This is a genomic window from Mycobacterium rhizamassiliense, from assembly GCF_900157375.1.
Lineage (GTDB): Bacteria > Actinomycetota > Actinomycetes > Mycobacteriales > Mycobacteriaceae > Mycobacterium > Mycobacterium rhizamassiliense.
In genome coordinates this window covers 375,381-395,362 of record NZ_LT721901.1, presented here as the reverse complement: position 1 = coordinate 395,362, position 19,982 = coordinate 375,381, and the positions used below count along the sequence as shown (strand labels likewise).

Annotated in this window: 17 protein-coding genes; 5 read left to right on the top strand and 12 right to left on the bottom strand. The window is 69.5% G+C overall.

Features of this window, described 5'->3' with window-relative positions; translation table 11 throughout:
- Window positions 1-20: 20 nt before the first annotated feature.
- Together pstS (MRAB57_RS01965) and MRAB57_RS01960 are read right to left on the bottom strand one after the other, a co-directional pair.
- A complete protein-coding gene (gene pstS, locus MRAB57_RS01965; RefSeq protein ID WP_245835793.1) occupies window positions 21-1,124 on the bottom strand; it encodes a phosphate ABC transporter substrate-binding protein PstS in 1,104 nt (367 codons plus the stop codon).
- Between the two features lie 58 nt (window positions 1,125-1,182).
- Window positions 1,183-2,025 (bottom strand): ATP-binding cassette domain-containing protein, encoded by an 843-nt coding sequence (locus MRAB57_RS01960; protein ID WP_077086059.1) that lies wholly within the window; start codon window positions 2,023-2,025, stop codon window positions 1,183-1,185.
- Window positions 2,026-2,217: 192 nt separating this feature from the next.
- On the opposite strand from MRAB57_RS01960, the gene pstS (MRAB57_RS01955) reads away from it, so the two are divergent.
- Both pstS (MRAB57_RS01955) and MRAB57_RS01950 read left to right on the top strand, forming a co-directional pair.
- A complete protein-coding gene (gene pstS / locus MRAB57_RS01955) occupies window positions 2,218-3,327 on the top strand; it encodes a phosphate ABC transporter substrate-binding protein PstS (RefSeq protein WP_077086058.1) in 1,110 nt (369 codons plus the stop codon).
- The gene (locus tag MRAB57_RS01950; protein ID WP_077086057.1) at window positions 3,314-5,281 is read left to right on the top strand and encodes a serine/threonine-protein kinase PknD; all 1,968 of its coding nucleotides are present in this window, start codon (window positions 3,314-3,316) and stop codon (window positions 5,279-5,281) included. Before pstS (MRAB57_RS01955) ends, MRAB57_RS01950 begins: the two co-directional genes overlap by 14 nt.
- A gap of 2 nt (window positions 5,282-5,283) precedes the next feature.
- On the opposite strand, the gene MRAB57_RS01945 is transcribed toward MRAB57_RS01950, so the two are convergent.
- From MRAB57_RS01945 to MRAB57_RS01920, 6 genes are all read right to left on the bottom strand, one after another.
- Complete coding sequence (locus MRAB57_RS01945) at window positions 5,284-6,462, bottom strand: CoA transferase (protein WP_077090333.1); 1,179 nt, start codon at window positions 6,460-6,462, stop codon at window positions 5,284-5,286.
- Window positions 6,463-6,475: 13 nt separating this feature from the next.
- Entirely contained in the window at window positions 6,476-7,390 is a 915-nt protein-coding gene (locus MRAB57_RS01940; protein ID WP_077086056.1) for a class I SAM-dependent methyltransferase, read from the bottom strand.
- A gap of 53 nt (window positions 7,391-7,443) precedes the next feature.
- Window positions 7,444-9,615, bottom strand: coding sequence for a manganese-exporting P-type ATPase CtpC (ctpC, locus tag MRAB57_RS01935; RefSeq protein ID WP_077086055.1), 2,172 nt, complete (start codon window positions 9,613-9,615; stop codon window positions 7,444-7,446).
- A 9-nt stretch (window positions 9,616-9,624) separates the two neighbouring features.
- Window positions 9,625-9,906 carry a DUF1490 family protein gene (locus MRAB57_RS01930; protein WP_077086054.1) on the bottom strand — a complete coding sequence of 94 codons (282 nt, stop codon included), beginning with the start codon at window positions 9,904-9,906 and terminating at the stop codon, window positions 9,625-9,627.
- Between the two features lie 155 nt (window positions 9,907-10,061).
- Window positions 10,062-10,748: a TIGR03089 family protein gene (locus MRAB57_RS01925; RefSeq protein ID WP_077090332.1), complete on the bottom strand. Its 687-nt coding sequence runs from the start codon at window positions 10,746-10,748 to the stop codon at window positions 10,062-10,064.
- A 42-nt stretch (window positions 10,749-10,790) separates the two neighbouring features.
- Window positions 10,791-12,254, bottom strand: a complete 1,464-nt coding sequence (locus MRAB57_RS01920; RefSeq protein ID WP_077086053.1) for an LCP family protein — start codon at window positions 12,252-12,254, stop codon at window positions 10,791-10,793.
- A 77-nt stretch (window positions 12,255-12,331) separates the two neighbouring features.
- Here MRAB57_RS01920 and rfbD point away from each other — a divergent pair, with 77 nt between their 5' ends.
- From rfbD to manB, 3 genes are read left to right on the top strand one after another with little or no spacing between them, the layout of a single operon-like run.
- Entirely contained in the window at window positions 12,332-13,219 is an 888-nt protein-coding gene (gene rfbD, locus MRAB57_RS01915) for a dTDP-4-dehydrorhamnose reductase (RefSeq protein ID WP_077086052.1), read from the top strand.
- A 10-nt stretch (window positions 13,220-13,229) separates the two neighbouring features.
- Window positions 13,230-14,099: a glycosyltransferase family 2 protein gene (locus MRAB57_RS01910; RefSeq protein ID WP_173813992.1), complete on the top strand. Its 870-nt coding sequence runs from the start codon at window positions 13,230-13,232 to the stop codon at window positions 14,097-14,099.
- 1 nt (window position 14,100) lies between these two features.
- Window positions 14,101-15,177: a mannose-1-phosphate guanylyltransferase gene (gene manB / locus MRAB57_RS01905; protein ID WP_077086050.1), complete on the top strand. Its 1,077-nt coding sequence runs from the start codon at window positions 14,101-14,103 to the stop codon at window positions 15,175-15,177.
- Here manB and MRAB57_RS01900 read toward each other — a convergent pair.
- Genes MRAB57_RS01900 through cofD form a run of 4 tightly spaced genes read right to left on the bottom strand, consistent with a single transcriptional unit; the run spans window position 15,174 to window position 19,660 of the window.
- Complete coding sequence (locus MRAB57_RS01900) at window positions 15,174-15,716, bottom strand: NUDIX hydrolase (protein ID WP_077090331.1); 543 nt, start codon at window positions 15,714-15,716, stop codon at window positions 15,174-15,176. The genes manB and MRAB57_RS01900 overlap by 4 nt on opposite strands.
- Window positions 15,713-17,299, bottom strand: coding sequence for an Eco57I restriction-modification methylase domain-containing protein (locus MRAB57_RS01895; protein WP_077086049.1), 1,587 nt, complete (start codon window positions 17,297-17,299; stop codon window positions 15,713-15,715). Before MRAB57_RS01895 ends, MRAB57_RS01900 begins: the two co-directional genes overlap by 4 nt.
- Window positions 17,300-17,309: 10 nt before the next feature.
- Window positions 17,310-18,671, bottom strand: a complete 1,362-nt coding sequence (locus MRAB57_RS01890) for a coenzyme F420-0:L-glutamate ligase (RefSeq protein ID WP_077086048.1) — start codon at window positions 18,669-18,671, stop codon at window positions 17,310-17,312.
- Complete coding sequence (gene cofD, locus MRAB57_RS01885; RefSeq protein WP_077086047.1) at window positions 18,668-19,660, bottom strand: 2-phospho-L-lactate transferase; 993 nt, start codon at window positions 19,658-19,660, stop codon at window positions 18,668-18,670. The genes MRAB57_RS01890 and cofD overlap by 4 nt, the downstream gene beginning before the upstream one ends.
- Window positions 19,661-19,982 lie beyond the last annotated feature (322 nt).

The following is a 19,982-nucleotide window of genomic DNA, read 5'->3' as shown; positions in this document are numbered from 1 at the left end:
CACCTTTCCGTTGACTGTGCTCACCCAGTGATCTTGGCGATCTGGGCGTCGGACAACTTCACTACCGAATCCGGTAGGGGCTGGAAGTGAACCTTGTCCAGGAATGTGGGGGCGTTGCCTTCGGTCACCGCCCAGTGCAGGAATGCCTGCATCGTCTGGGCGGTGGCGGCGTCCTTCTGGCCGCCGTTGACGATGGCGTACTCGTAGTTGACGATCGGGTATCCGTCCGCGGCCGGCCCGTTGATCAGCGAGATCGCCTGGTTCGCCGGCGTCGTCGTCGCGAAGTCGGCGGCCGCGGCCCCGATGGTCTTGGCCTTGGGCAGCAGGTACTTGCCGGAGGCGTTGCCCAGCTTGGCCTGGCCGAGCCCCTGCTCGTCGGCGGCGTCGACGGAGCCGAGGCTGGTATAGGCCACGCATCCGGGGTTCGCGGAGCAGCCGGTCACCATGGCGCCATCGCCGTTCTCGCCCACCGCGCCCGGCACCGCCGGGAAGTCGACCGTGGTGCCGAAGCCGGGCGAGCGGCCCCAGCCGTCGGGGTCCTGCTTGGACAGGTACTGAGTGAACTGGAACGTGCTGCCCGAGCCGTCGGAGCGGTGCAGCGGAACCACCGGGGTGTCGGGCAGTTGCACGTTGGGATTGAGCGCGGCGATCTGCGGGTCGTTCCACTTTTTGACCGTGCCCCGGTACATGGCGGCCAGCACCTTGCCGTTGAGCCGCAGATGCTGGTGGACGCCGGGCACGTTGTAGCTGACCTGCTGGGCCGAGATGGCCAGTGCGATGTTCATCAGGCCTTTGTGGGCGGCCATGTCGCCCTCGGACAGGTAGGCGTCGGAGGCACCGATGTCGACCGCCCCGGTCGCGGCCTGGGAGATCCCGGCCCCCGAGCCGCTGCCCTGGGTGGTGATGGTGACGTTCGGGAACTTCTGGTGATAGGCCGGGCCCCACTCACTGAACAGCGGGTAGAGCAGCGTGCTGCCGGTCTCCGACAGCTCCACCTTCGACGTCGCGGGGGAGGCGCTGGCGGTGGTGGACCCGGCGGGCGAACCGACCGTCGGGTGCGAACCGCAGGCCGCGATGCCCAGGGTCAGCGGGGCGGCGGTCACCAGTGCCAACAGCACTGCCAAGCGAGTCTTGGTGTCCTCGCTTCCTCGTGCCCCCTTCGTCCGGCAGGCCGTCCGGGTGCTAACCGTCTGCGGCCCCAACCTTGTGGGCCCCGGCCGCCATCGAGGAGTCGTTGGACGGCCGAAACGGGGCGAAGTAGCGGACGGTTTCCTCGTGCTTCGGCGCGAGGAACAGCTGCTCGGTAGGGCCCTCCTCGACCAGCCTGCCCTCGAAGAAGAAAGCGGTCCGGTCACTGGTGCGAGCGGCCTGCGCCAGATCGTGGGTCACCATGATCACGGTCAGCCGGTCGGCGAGCGATCGAATGAGCCCCTCGATCTTTTCGGTCGTGGTCGGGTCCAGCGAGGACGTGGGCTCGTCGAGCAGCAGCACCTGGGGGTCGACGGCAAGCGCGCGGGCCAGGCAGAGCAACTGTTGCTGGCCGCCGGAGAGCCGGAACGGGGAATCACCGAGCCGATCTTTGACCGCGTTCCAGAGGCCGACCTCGGTGAGCCGGGCCTCGGCGACATTTTTGAACTCCTTGCGCGGCGCCATCTTGTGGGCACGCACACCCGCCACGACGTTGTCCATGATCGACATCGGGAAGGGGTTGGGGCGCTGGAACAGCATGCCGACGCTGCGGCGGAGCTCCATCAAATCGCGCTCGGAGAACACGCTGCGCCCGCCCAGCAGGACCTCGCCGGTGTGCCGGAAACCGGAGACCTTGTCGTTCATTCGATTCAGGGTGCGCAGGAAGGTCGTCTTGCCGGAACCGGTCGGTCCCAGCAGTGACGTGACAGCGCGCGCCGGGAAATCCAGGCTCACCCGATCGAGCACGGTTTTGGGGCCGAAACCCAAGGTCAGGTCCACGGCTGCCATCGCGGAAGCAGCGGCTCCGGCGCTGGCGTCGAGCTGTTGACGGCCCATAACGGCCCGATGGTACTGCCGGATCCTGTGCCAACCTGTGAGACAACTGGCTATTCGTTCTCAGCTGGCTCCAAGGCGCCGTTAATCACCCGCCCATCTTTAGGGGTTTGTATATTCACCACTAGTTCATTTGCTCGTTGCCGACGTTCCCGCGTCGATCGCGTGCTTGCCCGGACTGAACTGAGGTGCTCCGTGAGGTTTGCCCGATCTAGCGCGGCGCTCGGCCTGCTGGCCGCGAGCGCGCTGCTGCTGTCGGGGTGCGGTGGCCATGGCAACAATTCGGCTCCATCCAGCGCCAAGCCGGCGCCGGTGAACTGCGGCGGCAAAAAGGTGCTGCGCGCCAGCGGTTCGACCGCACAAGAGAACGCGATGGAGCAATTCGTCTACGCATACGTCCGCGCGTGTTCGGGCTACACGCTGGACTACAACGCCAATGGCTCCGGTAGCGGGGTGGAGGAGTTTTCCAGCAACGTCACCGACCTGGCCGGCTCTGATGTTCCGTTGGACCCGTCGACCGGTCAGCCCGACCGGGCGGCGGCCCGGTGCGGTTCCCCGGCGTGGGACCTGCCGACGGTGTTCGGTCCGATCGCCATCACCTACAACGTCAGCGGCATCGGCTCGCTGAACCTGGACGGGCCCACCGCGGCGAAGATCTTCAACGGCACCATCACCAAGTGGGATGACCCGGCGATCAAGGCGCTCAACGGGGGCGCCGCCTTCCCCTCGACGCCCATCCACGTCGTGTTCCGCAGCGACAAATCCGGGACCACGGCCAATTTCCAGAAGTACCTCGACGGCGCAGGCAACGGCGCCTGGGGCAAGGGCACGGACGAGAAGTTCAACGGGGGCGTCGGGGACGGTGCCAGCGGCAACAACGGCACGTCGGCCTCGCTGCAGAACACCGACGGGTCGATCACCTACAACGAATGGTCGTTCGCGGTGGGGAAGCAGTTGCACATGGCGCAGATCATCACGTCGGCCGGCCCGACTCCGGTGGCGATCACCTCCGACTCGGTCGGCAAAACCATCGCGGGCGCCAGGTTCCAAGGGCAGGGCAACGACCTGGTCCTGGACACGTCGTCGTTCTACAAGCCGACGCAGGCCGGCGCCTATCCGATCGTGCTGGCGACCTACGAGATCGTCTGCTCGAAATACCCCGATGCCGCGACGGGGGCGGCGGTCAAGGCGTTTATGCAGGCCGCGATCGGCCCGGGGCAAGATGGACTGGAGCAGTACGGATCGATTCCGCTACCCAGCTCGTTCCAGTCGAAGCTGGCGGCGGCTGTCGATGCTATCGCGTGACCAGGCGAGAGGAGTCCCGACGGTGAGCGGCCCAACTTCGTGGGCGGGGTCCCAATTCGGGCCCTACCGACTGCTGCGCCTGCTGGGCCGGGGCGGGATGGGTGAGGTCTACGAGGCCGAGGACACCCGCAAACGCCGGGTGGTGGCGTTGAAGCTGATCTCCAACCAGTACTCCGGCAACCCGCTCTTTCGCGAGCGGATGCAGCGCGAGGCCGACGCCGCGGGCCGGCTGACCGAGCCGCACGTGGTGCCGATCCACGACTACGGCGAGATCGACGGCCGCCTGTATCTGGACATGCGCCTGATCGAGGGCAGCGACCTGGCCACGCTGTTGAAGCGCTACGGCCCGCTCAGCCCACCACGCGCGGTGGCCATCGTGAGCCAGATCGCCGCCGCGCTCGACGCCGCGCACGCCGGCGGCGTGACGCACCGCGACGTCAAACCGGAAAACATCCTGATCACCAACAGCGACTTCGCCTATCTGGTGGACTTCGGGATCGCCCGTGCCGCAAGCGATCCCGGCCTGACCGCAACCGGGACGGCGATGGGGACCTACAAGTACATGGCCCCGGAGCGGTTCACCAGCGACGACGTCACCTACCGAGCCGACATCTATTCTCTCGCTTGCGTTTTGGGCGAGTGCCTGACCGGGATGCCTCCGTATCAGTCCGACAGCGTCGAGCGGCTGATCGCCTCACACCTGCTCGAGCCCGTGCCGCGGCCCAGCCAGCAGCTGCCCGGGCGGGTGCCGGTGGCCTTGGATCAGGTGATCGCCCGGGGCATGGCCAAGAACCCGCAGGAGCGGTATCGCAGCGCCGGCGATATGGCCGCCGCCGCCCAGAACGCCCTGACCACATCCGACCAGCACCAGGCGTTCGCGATCTTGGAGCACGGCGAACATGCGCCCGGTACAAGCGATTTGGCTGAAACGATGGCCCGTCCGGTGCCTAACGGCGGCGACACCAGCTGGCGGCACCGGCCCGAGCCGCCGCCCGCCGCTCCCTCGGGCCAACCGCAGTACCGGCAGCCATCCGCCGCGCCCCCGGCTGACTACTGGCGCGCCGAACCCCCGGCCGGCCGGAAGCGCAAGCTGTGGATCATCGCCGCGGTCGTCGCGGCCGTGCTGGTGGCCGGCGTTGTCATCGCCACCGTCGGATCCCGCGGACCGCAGAACCCGCCGTCGACGCAGGCGTCCGGGCAGAGCGTCCTGCCGTTCACCGGCATCGACTTCCGGCTGTCGCCGGGCGGGGTCGCGGTGGACCAGGCCGGCAACGTGTACGTCACGAGTGAAGGCATGTACGGGCGGGTGGTCGAGCTACCCGCGGGGTCGAGCACCTCAACGGTGTTGCCGTTCAACGGCCTTTACCAACCGCAGGGGCTGGCGGTGGACGATGCCGGCGCGGTGTACGTCGCCGACTTCAACAACCGGGTGGTGAAGCTGACGGCCGGGTCGAACAACCAGGCGGTGTTGCCGTTCAACGGCCTCAACTACCCCGAAGGCGTTGCGGTGGACCCGCAGGGCGGTGTCTACGTCGTCGACCGGGGCAATAGCAGAGTGCTGAAGCTGGCTGCCGGGTCGAACGCGCAGACCGTGCTGCCGTTCGATGGCCTCAAGAACCCCGACGGCGTCGCGGTCGATACCACCGGGAATGTCTACGTCACTGACACCGACAACAACCGGGTGCTGCAGCTGGCTGCCGGGTCGAACGCGCAGACCGTGCTGCCATTCACCGGCGTCAGCGTGCCCTGGGGTGTCGGCGTCGACAACGCCGGCGACGTGTTCGTCACCGAGCACGACAGCAACCAGGTGATGAAGTTGCCGGCCGGCTCGAACACCCCGACGGTGCTGCCGCTCACCGGACTCAACACCCCGCTGGGGGTGGCGATCGACAAGACCGGAAACGTCTACGTCGCCGACCGCGGCAACGACCGGACGGTCAAACTGGCGCCCTGAGCTCAGGCGAGAATGTCGTTGTGCTCGCCCAGGTTTGGCGGCGGTTCGGCAACCGCGGCATCGAAGCTGGAGTACCGCGCCGGCGTGCGGACCACCGTGACGGCGGTGTCGCCGTCGCCGACCGCGAGCGCCAGTTCGTTTTCGGCGAACAGCTCGGTGCCCACCACCTGTTTCCAGTTGTAGGCCAGGCAGGCCATCAGGCCACCCTGCTGCAGCAGCTCGACCCACTCGGCGGCGGGCTTGGCGGCCAGCGCCTTTTCCAGCTCCTCGGTCAGCTCGTGATAGTTGACGGCGCGAGCCCGCTGGTCGACGAAGCGCTCGTCGGTCAGCATGTCGGGCCGGTCGATGATCTCGCACAGCTTGGCCCAGTGCTTGGGCACGTAGGCCGACAGCACGAGGTAGCCGTCGGCGGCCTTGAACGCGTCGGACGGCTGGGTGGCGAACCCGACTCCCTTGCGCTTCTTGGTGTTTGGTGCGGCGTCCGGCTTCGGCTTGGGCGCCTCGGTGGGCTTGTTCAGGTGAATCGTCAGCTGGCCGGCCTGCAGGCTGACGGCGACGTCGTACATCGCGACGCGCACCACGTCGCCGATGCCGTGGCGCTCGCGGTTGAGCAGCGCGGCCAGCACCGCCTGGGCCAGCACGTGACCGCTGGCGGCGTCGACGAGCTGGAACGGGATGATCTGCGGCTTGCCGGTGGGCGTGGGCATCCCGGTCGTCATGCCCGACTCGGCGGCGACCATCAGGTCGACGCCGGGCCTGCTGCCCTGCGGGCCGTTGCCGCCGTACGCCGACAGCCGCGCGTAGATGAGTTTCGGGTTGCGCGAACGCAATTCGTCGGGACCCAGCCCCATGCGTTCCATCACGCCGGGCCGAAAGCCTTCCAGTACAACGTCGGCGGTGTCGACCAGCCGCAGGATCTGCTCCTTGGCCTCGTCGGTCCGCAGGTCCGCCATCACCGACTTCTTGCCCCGGTTGTGCGGCAGGAACAGCGTGGCCAGCGGCGGGCGCCCGGGCAGCACGGCGGTGATGTGGCGGGCCGCCTCGCCGGCGGGCGCCTCGACCTTGATCACCTCGGCGCCCAGGTCGGCCAGCACCTGCCCGGCCAGCGGCCCGGCGATGTTCTGGGTGAAGTCGAGTACCCGGAACCCGTCAAGTGGCTTAGGGGGCTGGCTGTTTGGCATCATCGGCCTTCCGTTAATCCGCCTCGCGCAATACCGCGGTGCAGTAGTAGTTCCTGCCGAACGGGGCTTCCTCGCCGCCGGTGTGCGGCGGTAACCCGTTGTCGGCCAAGAGTTGATTAAGCGGGGTGTTGGTCGTCTGCCAGCCGCGATCGCCCAGGTAGGTCGCGGCGTCGTTGCGCTCGCCCGGGAAGCCGAGGCTGTCCAGCGCGATCTCTAGCCCGTTGGCCCGCCACCTCGCGGTGGCCTCGTCCAGGGCATCCCCGCTGTTGCCGGTGTTCACGAAGATCTCGGCGACCACCCGGCTGCCGTCGGCGGACAGCTCGGTGATCTTGTCCAGCAAGCGATCCTGGGCCTCGGGCGGCAGGAACCCGAGCAGGCCCTCAGCAGCCCACGCGGCGGCCCGGCCCGTGTCGATGCCGGCCTCTTGCAGCGCCGCGGGCCAATCGTGGCGCAGGTCGACTCCGACGACGCGGATCTGCGCGGTGGGTTTGGCGCCCAGCCCCTCGATGGTGGCGGACTTGAATTCGATGACCTCCGGCTGGTCGATCTCGAACACCGTCGTCCCCGGCGCCCAGGGCAGCCGGTAGCCGCGGGCGTCGAGCCCGGAAGCCAGGATCACCACCTGGCGGATGCCGGCGGCCACGACGTCGGCGAAGAACGCGTCGATGTAGCGGGTGCGGGCGGCCAGCAGGTCGGTCATGCGCTGCATGCCCCACGGCGCGCCGGGGACGTCGACGTCGGCGGCGGCGATCTCGCCGTTGGCCCATCGGGTGAAGAAGTCGACGCCGACGGCGCGCACCAGCGGTTCGGCGAAGGGGTCGTCGATCAGCCCGTCGTGGGTGGCCCGGCCGCGTCCCGCGGCCACCATCGTCGCGGTGGCCCCCACGCTGGTCGCCAGGTCCCAGGTGTCGTCGTCGCTGCGCGCCATGGTTAGACAGATTAACGAAAGGACTTTCGCCGGTGGTACTGACCCGGCCCCGCTCAGTCCAGCCGATAGCGGATCAGCCGGGAGCTGTTGGCCACCACGGCGACCGAGGACGCGTTGTGCAGGATCGCGGCCAGCACGGGGGACAGGGCCCCGCCCGCGCCGATCAGCAGCCCGACGGCGTTGACCGCGATGGACATGCCGTAGTTCTCCCGGATCACGTCGACGGCGCGGGCGCCCAGGTCGCCGACGTCGAGCAGACGGTGCAGGTCGTCGTTAGCCAGCGCGACGTCGGCGGTCTCGACGGCCACGTCGGTACCGGCCAGGCCCATCGCGATGCCGATATCGGCGGCCGCCAGCGCCGGGGCGTCGTTGATGCCGTCGCCCACCATCCCGACGATGTAGCCCTCGGCCTGCAGCTCGCGCACCACCTCGAGCTTGTCCTCCGGCATCACCTCGGCGCGCCACTCGTCGATGCCCAGCTCGTCGGCGACCACCCCGGCGATGTCCGGGTGGTCACCGGTCAGCATCACGATGCGGCGAATCCCGTTGGCCCGCAGCTTGTTCAACACGTCGGCGGCTTCGGGACGCACCTCGTCGCGCAGGCTGATCAGCCCGACCAGGGTGCCGTCCACCGCGAGCAGCAGCGGCGTCTCGGCCTGGCGGCGCAGTTTGGCGACCCAGTCCTTGGCCTTCTTGGACACCTTGACCTTCTCGGCCTGCAGCAGCCCCGGGCTGCCCAGCAGCAGGGTGCGGCCGTCGGCCCAGGTCCGCATGCCCAGGCCCACCAGCACCTCGCACTCCTCGTGCGGCGGGATGGTGATGTGGCGTTCCTCGGTCGAGCGGATCACCGCCTCGGCCAGCGGGTGTCGCGAGTGGATCTCCGAGCTGGCCGCATACGCCAGCACCTGTTCGGGTTCCCAATCCGTGTGCATGGCAACGATATTCGTCACGACCGGGCGTCCGGCCGTCAGCGTTCCGGTCTTGTCGAACACGATCGCGTCGACGCGGCCGGCCTGCTCGAGGTGCGATCCGCCCTTGATCAGGATGCCGCGGCGCGCCCCGTTGCCGATCGCCGCGCTGATCGCCGTCGGGGTGGCCAGCCCGACCGCGCACGGGCAGGCGATCAGCAGCATCGTCATCGCGCGCCGCACGTCGCCGGTGATCGCCAGGGTGACGGCCGAGACGATGAACGACGTGGGAACGAAACGGCGGGAGAAGTTTTCGCCGACGGTCTGGATGGGCGCCCGGTCGTGATGCGCCTCCTCGACGCGGGTGATGATGCGCCCGATGGTGGTCTGGTTGCCGACGGCCTCGGCGCGCACCACCAGCCGGCCGCGCTCGACCACCGAGCCGGCGTGCACGTGCGCCCCGGCCGTGATGCTGACGGGCAGGTTCTCGCCGGTGATCGCGGACTGGTTGACGACGGCCTCGCCGTCGACCACTTCGCCGTCCACCGGGATCGCGACGTGATCGTGCACCACGACCTCGTCGCCGACCTCCACTGAGTCGATCGGCACCTGAATCTCATTGCCGTCCAGTCTGATCCAGGCCGTATCCTGTGTACCGCGCAGCAGCTCGGAGATGGCCCGCCGGGTGCGGCGCAGCGTCAGATCCTGTAGGTACTCACCGATATTCAGCAGCCACAGCACGGTGAGGGCGACGACGTTCTCGCGCAGGATCAGGCTGGCCACGGTCGCGGCCGAGACCAGCGCGTCGGTCCCGGCCCGGCCCGATCGCAGCGAGCTCAGCGCCCCGCGCAGGAACGGGTAGCCGGTGAAGACGGTGACGCCGGTGGCGACCACCCGGCCGCTCGTGCCCAGCAGCGGCGGCCGGGCGAACACGTAGCGGCGCACGCCGAGCAGCGCCAGCGCCGCACCGCCGATCACCATGCGCAGCACGTCGGTGTTGCGGATCTCCTCCGAATGCGGGGCGCGGGCGGGAATCAGCTCCGCGGCGACCTGTGCGGCGGCGCCGATCGCGGCCAGCACCGCGGCGCGATCGCAGCGCCGGGGGGAGTACCAGACGACGACGGACCCGGTGCGCGGGTAGGCGTGCACGACCCGCACCCCGTTGCACTTGGCGACGGCCTCTTCCACCGCGACGGCGCGCCGCGCGTCGCAGCGCACCCAATCGACCAGCACGCGCATGCGTCCGGCGGCGTCCGAAACAACCTGGTACGCAGCGTCATTCGACGTGTCCGCAGCCGGGACCAGGGCGAGGCTCATGTCGCGCGGTCAGTGCTCGTGGTCGTGCACTTCGCCGACGGCGGGAGTGGGCGCCTCCTCGCCGATGCGCTCCCGGGCCTCGGCCATCACGTCGGCGATCTTGAGGCGGGCCGATTCCGCGGCCTCCTCGGCCTTGCGGGTGCCGCGCAGCCCCAGCTCGGCGCCCTTGACGGCCGTCTCGTGCAGCGGCGCCTTGGCTGCGGCTTTGCGCACCACCTCGTAGGCCGTCACTCCGACCAAACCGGTGAATACCGTCCCCGCCGCCTTTGCCAACAATCCGTATGCCGCCATGGTGTGAACCTTTCCCGCAGTTCGGCGAAGCGTCAACCCTTAATGACAATCATTCCCAGTAACCGCCACAGCGCAATTTCGGCGTAGGCCGACGCTAACATCGCTATATTGCGATATCAACATAGATCCGAACGCGGCCGCGCCGGACCCGCCGATTACAGGACGCGGGTGACCTTTTCGGTCTCGACGCGGCGGTCTAGCGCCGCGGGATTGAGGTTGGCCACCTGCACCAGCGAGGCACCGACGGCCATGATCGCCAGCAGCCCGTCGACCAACTCGGCGGGGCCGGGCCACGAAGCGGTGGACAGCACCCGGTCCTTGGCCGTCAAACCCCTTGCGGCCGTGGACTTCTCGCAATCGGCGAGGATGTCTTCGGCCGAACGCCCGGCCAGCGCCGGGCCGGGATTGCGCTCGGCGATGATCTGGTCGCCGTGCACGCGCACCGCGGTGGCGTAGTCGGTGACGCCGATCGGCAGGTCGGATCCCCCCAGTTTCGCAGGGCGGCCGAACGGGTCCAGCGACAGGACGGCGACCTCCGCGGCCCCAGTGCCATCGGCGTCGTCCAGGCGCTCGCCGGTGCACAGGGCCAGGTCGGCCGGCGAGCCGTCGAGCACGGCCTCGGCGCCGATCCACCAGACCCCGAACAGCACCGCCGCGGTCTGCCAGTGCGCCGGCAGCAGGATGGACACCCGGCTGCCCGGGCCCGCGCCCAGCTCGTCGCGTAACAGGTTGCCGGTCTTGGCCGCCCAGTTAGCCAGCGTCACCCCGGACAACTCGATGCGCTCGCCGGTGGCGTCGTCGTAGTAGGTGATCCGCGGCCCAACCGGGTCGGCACGCAACATCGGGTCCAGGATCGCCCCGGAAAGAGTGACAGCCACGAGTGGCTAGTTTATGCACTCCGGCTTGTCGGACCCGGCGGTCAGGATCGGCGACGGCGCCGGCACGTTCGGATCGGCGGCGGTGGAGTTCGCCCGGGCCGGCACGATGGATGCGGTGCCCGACAATCCGGAGCCCGGGCCGCTGTAGTCGTTGGCCAGCACCACCCGGACAGTGCCCGCCGCAAGCGACGTGTCCGGCACCACCGGCAACCCGCCCAGGTCCTTGGAGACCTCCTGGGCGCCCAGGTCGTCGGACTTGGCGGCGCGCACCTGGCTGGCCTTGACGTGGCCGCCGTCGTTGTTGCCGACGGCTCCGGTGTTAAAACCCTTGGCGCTCAACACGTCTGCGACCGCCGATGCGAGGCCGTTGATGTCGGTGTCGTTCACCACGCTGGCGGTGGTCTTCGCCGGCGTGTAGGCCAGCTGCTCGGTCTTGCCCTCGTTCTGGTCGTTGAGCAGGCCGCCGACCCAGTCCTGCACCTGGCGCGGGTCCACCCGCACGACGCTCTGCATGCCGTCGTCGCTCCAGCCGGCGCCGTCGAGCACCGGGATGGTGGCGAAGGCGACCTTGCCGCCGGCCAGCTTGGACAGCTGTTGGACGAAATCCATCACGTCCCAACCCGAGGAGATCACCACCGACCGCTGCACGGCGGATTCCAAGCGCTTGAGCGTCGTCGGGCTGGACAGGGTCTTGCCGGAGATGATCCGGTGCGCCAGCGAGGCCATCACCACCTGCTGGCGGACCACCCGGTCCAGGTCGCCGCGCGGCAGGTCGTGGCGCTGGCGCACGAAGCTGAGCGCCTCGGGGCCGCTGAGCTTCTGCGGGCCGGCCGGGAAGTCGGCGCCCGAAAGGGGTTCGAACACCGGGTCTTTGAGGCAGACCTGCACGCCGCCGAGCGCGTCGGTGATCAGCGCGAAGCCGAGCAGCCCGATCTCGGCGTAGTGGTCGACGGTGACGCCGGTGAGGTCGGCGACGGTCTTGATCAGGGCGTCGCGGCCGGCCTCGGTGCCCTGCGCCGCGGCCTCCTGGGCGGACGCGCCGGTCCGCACCAGGCTGGCCCGCTTGGTCTCGCGGGTCTGGCCGTAGACGCCGTTGATCTTCGTCTTGCCCAGGCCGGGGGCCGCGACGTAGGAGTCGCGCGGGATCGAGATCGCGGTGGCCGACTTCCCGTTGTTCGGTATCCGGATCAGGATGATCGTGTCGGTGTTGGTCGCCTCCTCGTCGCCGGCGCGCAGCGTCGCCAGCTCCTCGGGGGACAGCGCGTTGCCGTGCGCGTCGGTGCGGCTGTCGACACCCACCAGCAGGATGTCGATTGCGCCGTCGTCGCCGCCCTTACCCAGCGAGGACGCCGTCATGTGGAAGATGCCGTCCTCGAATCCGCGGACGTTGTTCCATGCGATACCGGTGCCGATGACGACGGCGACAGCGAGCACAGTTGCAATCACACGCATCACACGGTGCACAGGCATCACATTAGATTACTTGCGAATCACCAGTTCGCGGGTAGCCGACGGCGGCGCGCCCAGGACATGCCAGACTTCAAACCATGTCGAGCAGGATCGTCATCGCCGGAGCCGGAGGGCAGCTCGGCAGCTCTCTCACGGCGCAGGCCCAGGATCAGGGCCGCGACGTGCTGGCATGTACGTCGTCGCACTGGGACATCACCGATCCGGCCGCGGCCGAGGCGATCGTCCAGCGCGGCGATGTGGTGATCAACTGCGCGGCCTACACCGACGTCGACGGCGCCGAAAGCGACGAGGCCGCCGCCTACGCGGTGAACGTCACAGGCCCCGAACACATCGCGCGCGTGTGCGCCCGCGTCGGCGCCCGGCTGCTGCACGTCTCCACCGACTATGTCTTCGACACCGACGCCGCCGCGCCCCAACCCTTCGAGCCCAGCGACCACACCACGCCGCTGGGCGTCTACGGCCGCAGCAAGCACGCCGGCGAGCAGGCCGTGCTGGCCGCGCTGCCGGAGGCCGTCGTCGTGCGCACCGCCTGGGTGTACACCGGCGGGACGGGCAAGGACTTCGTCGCGGTGATGCGTCGGCTGGCCGCCGGCGACGGCCCGATCGACGTGGTCGACGATCAGACCGGCTCGCCGACCTACGTGGCCGACCTGGCCGCGGCGCTGCTGCAGATCGTCGACGATCGCGTTCCCGGCCCGATCCTGCACGCTGCCAACGAGGGTGTGGTGTCCCGCTTCGACCAGGCCCGCGCCGTCTTCGAAGAGTGCGGCGCCGACCCGGCCCGAGTGCGGCCGGTCAGCACCGCACAGTTTCCGCGGCCCGCGCCGCGGCCGACCTACTCGGCGCTGTCCGGCCGGGAATCGGTGGCCGCGGGCATGACGCCGCTAAGGCCATGGCGCCCTGCGCTTGTCGCGGCGCTGGCCGCCTCCGTGACCGATCGACCGATAACCTCGACGCGTGACTGACGTCCTGCCGGTGGTGACCGTGACCTTTTCGCCAGGTCCGCACCTGGAGCGTTTTCTGGCTTCCCTGGCGCTGGCCACCGAGCGCCCGGTCAGTGTGCTGTTGGCGGACAACGGTTCCACCGACGGCACCCCGCAGGAGGCCCTGGACCGCTATCCCAACGTGCGGTTCTTCGACACCGGCGCCAACCTCGGCTACGGCACGGCGATCAACCGCGCGGTCCGGCACCTGTCGCAGAGCGGGGGAGTCGATGACTGGGTGATCGTGGCCAACCCCGACGTTCAGTGGGGGCCCGGCAGCATCGACGCGCTGCTGGATGCCGCCAACCGCTGGCCGCGCGCCGGGGCGCTGGGCCCGCTGATCCGCGACCCCGACGGGTCGGTCTACCCGTCGGCGCGCCACCTGCCGAGCCTGATCCGCGGCGGCATGCACGCGGTGGTGGGGCCGTTCTGGAAACGCAACCCGTGGACGGCGGCCTACCGACAGGAGCGGATCGAGCCCAGCGAGCGCCCGGTCGGCTGGCTGTCGGGATCGTGTCTGCTGGTGCGCCGCTCGGCCTTTGAGCAAGTGGGCGGCTTCGACGAGCGCTACTACATGTATATGGAAGACGTCGACCTCGGCGACCGGCTGGGCCGGGCCGGCTGGCTGTCCGTCTACGTGCCGACCGCCGAGGTCCTGCACAACAAGGGCCACTCCACCGGTCGCGATCCAGCGAGCTATCTGGCGGCCCACCATAAGAGCACGTACATGTTCCTGGCCGATCGGTTTTCCGGTTGGTGGCTGGCCCCGCTGCGCTGGACGCTGCGGGCATCGCTGGCGGTGCGTTCGCGGCTGATGGTGCGCAACTCGCGGAAGCGTTCTCTGGCAGAAGGGCGGCGCTGAATTGTCAAGTCCCCCAGTCGATGTGGTGATCCTGGTCGGCGGCAAGGGCACTCGGTTGCGGCCGCTGACGCTGTCGGCGCCCAAGCCGATGCTGCCCACCGCGGGGCTGCCCTTCCTCACCCACCTGTTGTCGCGGGTCGCCGCGGCGGGCATCAAGCACGTCGTGTTGTCGACGTCGTATCAGGCCGCGGTGTTCGAGGCGGAGTTCGGCGACGGCTCGCAGCTGGGGCTCGAGATCGACTACGTCACCGAGTCCCAACCGCTGGGCACCGGCGGCGGCATCGCCAACGTCGCCGACAAGCTGCGCCACGACACCGTCATGGTGTTCAACGGCGACGTGCTCTCCAGTCTCGACCTGGGCCAGCTGCTGGAGTTCCACAACGCCAGGCAGTCCGACGTCACCCTGCACCTGACGCGGGTCGGCGACCCGCGCGCGTTCGGCTGCGTGCCCACCGACGACGGCCGGGTCACCGCGTTCCTGGAGAAGACCGAGGATCCGCCGACCGACCAGATCAACGCCGGCACCTATGTTTTCGAGCGCAAGATCATCGACCGGATCCCGCGCGGTCGCGCGGTCTCGGTGGAGCGTGAGGTGTTCCCGTCGTTGCTGGCCGACGACGCGGTCAAGTTCTGCGGCTACGTCGACACAAGTTACTGGCGCGACATGGGCACGCCCGAGGACTTCGTGCGCGGGTCGGCCGACCTGGTGCGCGGCATCGCGCCCTCGCCCGCGCTGGGCGGCCACCGCGGCGAGCAGCTGGTGGACGACAGCGCGGCGGTGTCGCCGGGTGCGCTGCTGATCGGCGGCACGGTCGTCGGGCGTGGGGCCGAGATCGGCCCGGGCGTGCGGCTGGATGGCGCGGTGATCTTCGACGGCGTCAAGATCGAGGCCGGCTGCGTGATCGAGCGCTCCATCATCGGCTTCGGCGCGCGCATCGGCCCGCGGGCGCTGATCCGCGACGGGGTGATCGGCGACGGCGCCGACATCGGTGCGCGCTGCGAGCTGCTGCGCGGCGCGCGGGTGTGGCCCGGCGTCTCGATTCCCGACGGCGGCATCCGCTACTCGTCCGACGTCTAACCCGCCGGCGCCGTGGCCCGCGCGACCAGATAGGCCAGCGCGTGGTCGGTGCCGTCCGGCAACGCGTCGGCCGGCCACCACCGCAGGTCGTCGGACTCGTCGCTGATCGCGATCTGCGCGTCTGGCGGCGCGTGCGCGACGAATTGCAGATCCAGGTGGCGCGTCGGCACACCCAGCGAGCAGGTGACCGGGTGGACGTGAATCGCCGTCAGCCCGGGCGCCAGTCGCAGGTCTGCGACGCCGGATTCCTCGACCGCCTCGCGCAGCGCGGCGGCCGCGATGTCGGGATCGTCGTCGTCGCAGTGCCCGCCGAGTTGTACCCACTTGCCAAGGCGCGGATGCAAAGTCAGCAACACCCGGGTGCCGGTGGCGTCGAGCACCAACGCCGACGCGGTGACGTGGCCGGGCACGCACTCGCGCACGCAGGCGTCGGCGCGGGCGTCCACGAACGACAGCACCGCATGGCGCAGCGCGTCCTGTTCCGGGTCGGGCGGCCGCCAGTCGGCGAGCAGCGTGCGCACCGACTCCCGGACGCTCACCGCGACCCCCGCTTCGTCCGGCGGTCGCGCAGCGTCATCCACGCCGCGCGGCACTGCGCCACGACATCCGGCGACCAGCCGAGCCCGTCGATCAGCACCCGACGGTCGACGAGGTCCAGGGCCTTCTCCAGCTCGTTGGCCTTCAACAACAGATCGACGTCGGCGGCGAGTTCCCCGCCGGCGTGCGCCAGTGGGGGAATGGGCAGCTGCTCGGCTTCCCGCGGTTCCAGCTCCAAGATGCCCCCACCATAGCTGCGGCCCATGATCTCGGCGAAGGCGAACGTCGCGCTGTTGTGGAACGCCGCGGCCAGCGCGCGCGGCTCGGTCGCGGGGTCCGTCAGCCGCACCCGATGCACGGTGTCGGTGCAAGTCGTCCCGGCCGCGTTGACGGTCAGCCGGGGCGCGAGATGAATCTGGCGCAGCATCAACAGGTTTGGGATCCACAGCGACGGCGTGGTCCACCACGGCTTTCTGATGGAGCACTTGTAGCCGCGGTCCACGCCCGCGGCCGCGCCGGCCTCGATGTGCGCGAGCAGCGCGGCGTCCGTCGGGTCCGGCGGCGCGTCGAGCAGCCAGGTGCGGTGGCCGCCCGCGAGATCGCTTGCGCGGCAATCGTTGTCGTAGACCAGGCCGCACAGCTGGCTGCTGCGCGAGACCAGCGGGACGCAATGCGGCCGCAGCGCCAGATCGCGGGCCTGCGCGTCGGTGAAGGTGAAGAAGCTGTTGCGGCCCGTCACGATGCCGACGTCGACCTCGGCGACCGACCCGAGCGGGGCCATCTCGTCGGACCGCTTCAGGGACCGCAGCAGCCCTATCGCATCAGGGTCCAGAAAATACTTCGTCCACTTCTCGTTCTCATGCAGCAGCGCGGGGGCGGAGCCGGTGGGCAGCCGCGCGCTCGCGAGCTCGCTCGCATCGACGAGCTGCATCGTGCGTATCCGCGCCGGGCCGGCACCGGTGACGCCGCAAAACAACACGACCTCCTGCAGGATGCCGTCGAACACCAACCGCCCGAACGTGACAAGGGTGATGTCGCGGAATCGGGCCAGCAGGAATTCGCGCAGGGGTGCGGCGTAACCGACCTGGAGCAGTTCGGCGGGCAGCACCAGGCCCACCCGGCCGCCGTCGCGCACCAGCACCGTGCTCGCGACGACGAACGGGACCCAGGCGTTGGTCAGCTTGCTGGGGTGCAGGCCCTCGCGGCGCATGAGTTCCAGCGCGGGCTCGCGCTGCTCGGCCGGCCAGTTGCCGAAGCGGATGTAGGGCGGGTTGCCCGCGACGCCGTCCCAGCGGCCTGCGCCGGCGCCGGTGTTGGCCAGCCAGGCGAACAGGCTGTCGGTGTCGACGGGTGCGAACTCGCGCGCCTTCGCCGCCTCGGCCGCGACGAGCTCCACGCCGCGCACCCGGTCGCTGAGCGCGGCGAGCTCGCGCAGGATCCGGCCGTCGCCGCAGGACGGTTCGACGATGCGGGGCCCGGCCTGGCGAACCCAGCCGGCCAGAAACCGGGCCACCGGCTCCGGCGTGTAGTACCCGCCGCGCACCTTGTCCGCAGACGCCGCCGCCTTGCCCGCGAACGTCTTCATCGGCTCAGTATTACTTGCGGATCAGCAAATCTTCGGCATCGGCGGGTTCGCGGGGGCCGCCGGGTCCCCCTTCTTCGGAGGCGTAGCCGATCGCGATGGCACCCAACGGCTCCCAGTCGTCCGGCAGTCCGAGCTCGGCGCGCACCAGGTCGGCGGCGAAGATCGTCGAGCCGATCCAGCAGCTGCCCACGCCGCGCACGGCCAGCGCCACCAGCAACGCCTGCACGGCGGCGCCGACGGCGACGGTGAACATGGTGTGCTCGGCGTCGGTGCGCGCCGCATCGGGATAGCTGTGTGCGCCGTCGAGCACCAGAACCGGGATGACGACCTCGGGGGCGTCGTAGAGAATCTGGCCGCGTCCGACCCGCCGCTCGACGGCGTCGGTGGCCTTCCCGTCGCCCGCGAGATCGGCGCGCCACTTGTCCTTCATGCGGTCCAGCAGCCGGGTCCGGGTGGCCCCGGTCCGCAGCCACACGAATCGCACCGGCCGGGTGTGATGCGGGGCGGGCGCGGTGAGGGCCTCGGCGACGGCGGCCTCGATCAGCTCCGGCGGCACCGGCTCGGCGGAGAAACGGCGCACCGATCGGCGCAACAGCTGCGCCTGCTGCCGGCCCAGCTCGATGGCCTCGGCGGTGCCGAGCCAGAACAGGTCCTCCTCGCCGGCGCGCAGCAGTTGCCGGGCCGTCGTGCCGTCGTCGACGACGGTCAGCCCGCGCACCACGGCCACCGGCATCGCGGTGAGCTTGCCCTTGACCAGATCGGCCGCCGCCGCGACCTCGTCGGCCACCGCGATCTCGGTGACCACCAACTCGTTGCCGTGCTCGTCGACCGCACCCGAATAGCCATGCAGCACAGCCAGACCGGCCGAACCCACCGCGGCGTCGGTCTGCCCGTTGCGCCAGGCCCGGCCCATGGTGTCGGTGATGACGACCGCGACCGCGACGCCCAGCCGCTCGCGCAGCGCCGCGCGCAACCCCGCCGCGCTGGCGTCCGGGTCGACGGGCAGCAGCGCCAGCTCGGCCCGGCCGACGTTGGAGCCGTCGACGCCGGCGGCGGCCTGCACCAGCCCGATGCGGCTCTCGGTGATCAGGGTCTTGCCCTTGCGGGCCAGCACCCGCACGGCCTCGTCCTCGACCAGCTTGCGGCGCAGCTCGTCGCGCTCCTCGGGATCCTCCGGCGCCGCGACCAGCCGGCCCTCGCACTTGGACACGACCTTGCTGGTGACCACCACGACGTCGCCATCGCGCAGCCACGGCGCGGCGCCGGCGAGCGCGGCACCCAGATCGTCGCCCGGGCGGAATTCGGGAAGCCCCGCGACGGGCAGGATCTCGATGGCCGCGGCGGTGCCGTGCTCGATGGGGGAGTCGGTCACATCGTCACGCCCGCAAGCTCGAGCCCGGCGCGCACCATCTCGGCCGTCGCCTTCGGGTCGGTCATCAACAGCGGGATCGAGCGCACCGCGACGCCGTCGATGTCGGCGTGATCGCCCTCGTGCACCAGCCAGCCATCCAGGATGCCGGTGGCTTGCCGCGCGCCGAAGTGCCGGCCGACCGCCTCGGCGGTGGATTCGATGCCGACGACCTTGAGGCATTCGTCGGCCATGCCACGCAACGGCTTTCCGCCGACGATCGGGGAGTAGCCGACGACCGGCGCGCTGGCCGACCGCAACGCGCCGCGAATACCGGGCACGGCCAGGATGGCCCCGACGCTGACCACCGGGTTGGACGGCGCCAGGAAAATGACGTCGGCCCCGGCGATGGCCGCCAGCGCTTCGGTTGCCGCGCTGGCCTTTTCGGCGCCGACGAAAGCGAAGCTGTGCGTGGGCACCTGGGCCCGGTAGCGCACCCACCACTCCTGGAAGTGGATCGCCCGGCGGCTGTCGTCGGCGGGATCGGTGATCACCACGTGTGTTTCGCAGCGGTCGTCGGTGGCGGGCACCAACACCGCCCCCGGCTGCCAGCGGTCGCACAGCGCCGTGGTGATCTGTGACAGCGGGTAGCCGGCCTGCAGCATCTGGGTGCGCACCAGGTGCGTGCCCAGGTCGCGATCGCCCAACATAAACCAGTCCGGCTGCACGCCGTAACGCGCCAATTCCTCTTTGGCATGCCAGGTTTCGTCGCGGTGGCCCCACCCTCGCTCCGGGTCCACGCCTCCACCTAAGGTATACATACAGGTGTCCATATCGGGGCACACGCGCAATCCGTGAATCCAGGCATCGTCGCCAATGTTGACGACCGCAGTCAGTTCATGACCGGTCGTATCGGATCCGACTGCGCCGAACTGCCCTAGGGCCAGCAGCTGCTGAACCCCTAGTAGGAAACGGGCGCCGCCGACCCCACCGACGAGAACGGTGACCTTCACATCGCACGACAGTACCGGCCAGCGATAGTGCCACTGCGAGGCCCCTTTTGACGACGAATTGGAGGAGTGTTACGTGCCTGTGATCGACACGCCGAAAGCCCGCTACAACAGAAACGCCGAAATTTGGTCACGAGATGATATGGAAATGCGCCGAAACGCTTGACCCGGCAGATCAACCCGTGTCTAATCACATCAGTGTCATTTCCCGGTTAGCCGGCCGGTTCCGGTGTCGCAGACCGAGATTCGATCACTTGTTCGAATTGTCGGTTACATCAGAACAGTGGACAACTTTCACTCTCTCAAATCTAGCTGAGGAGGCGGA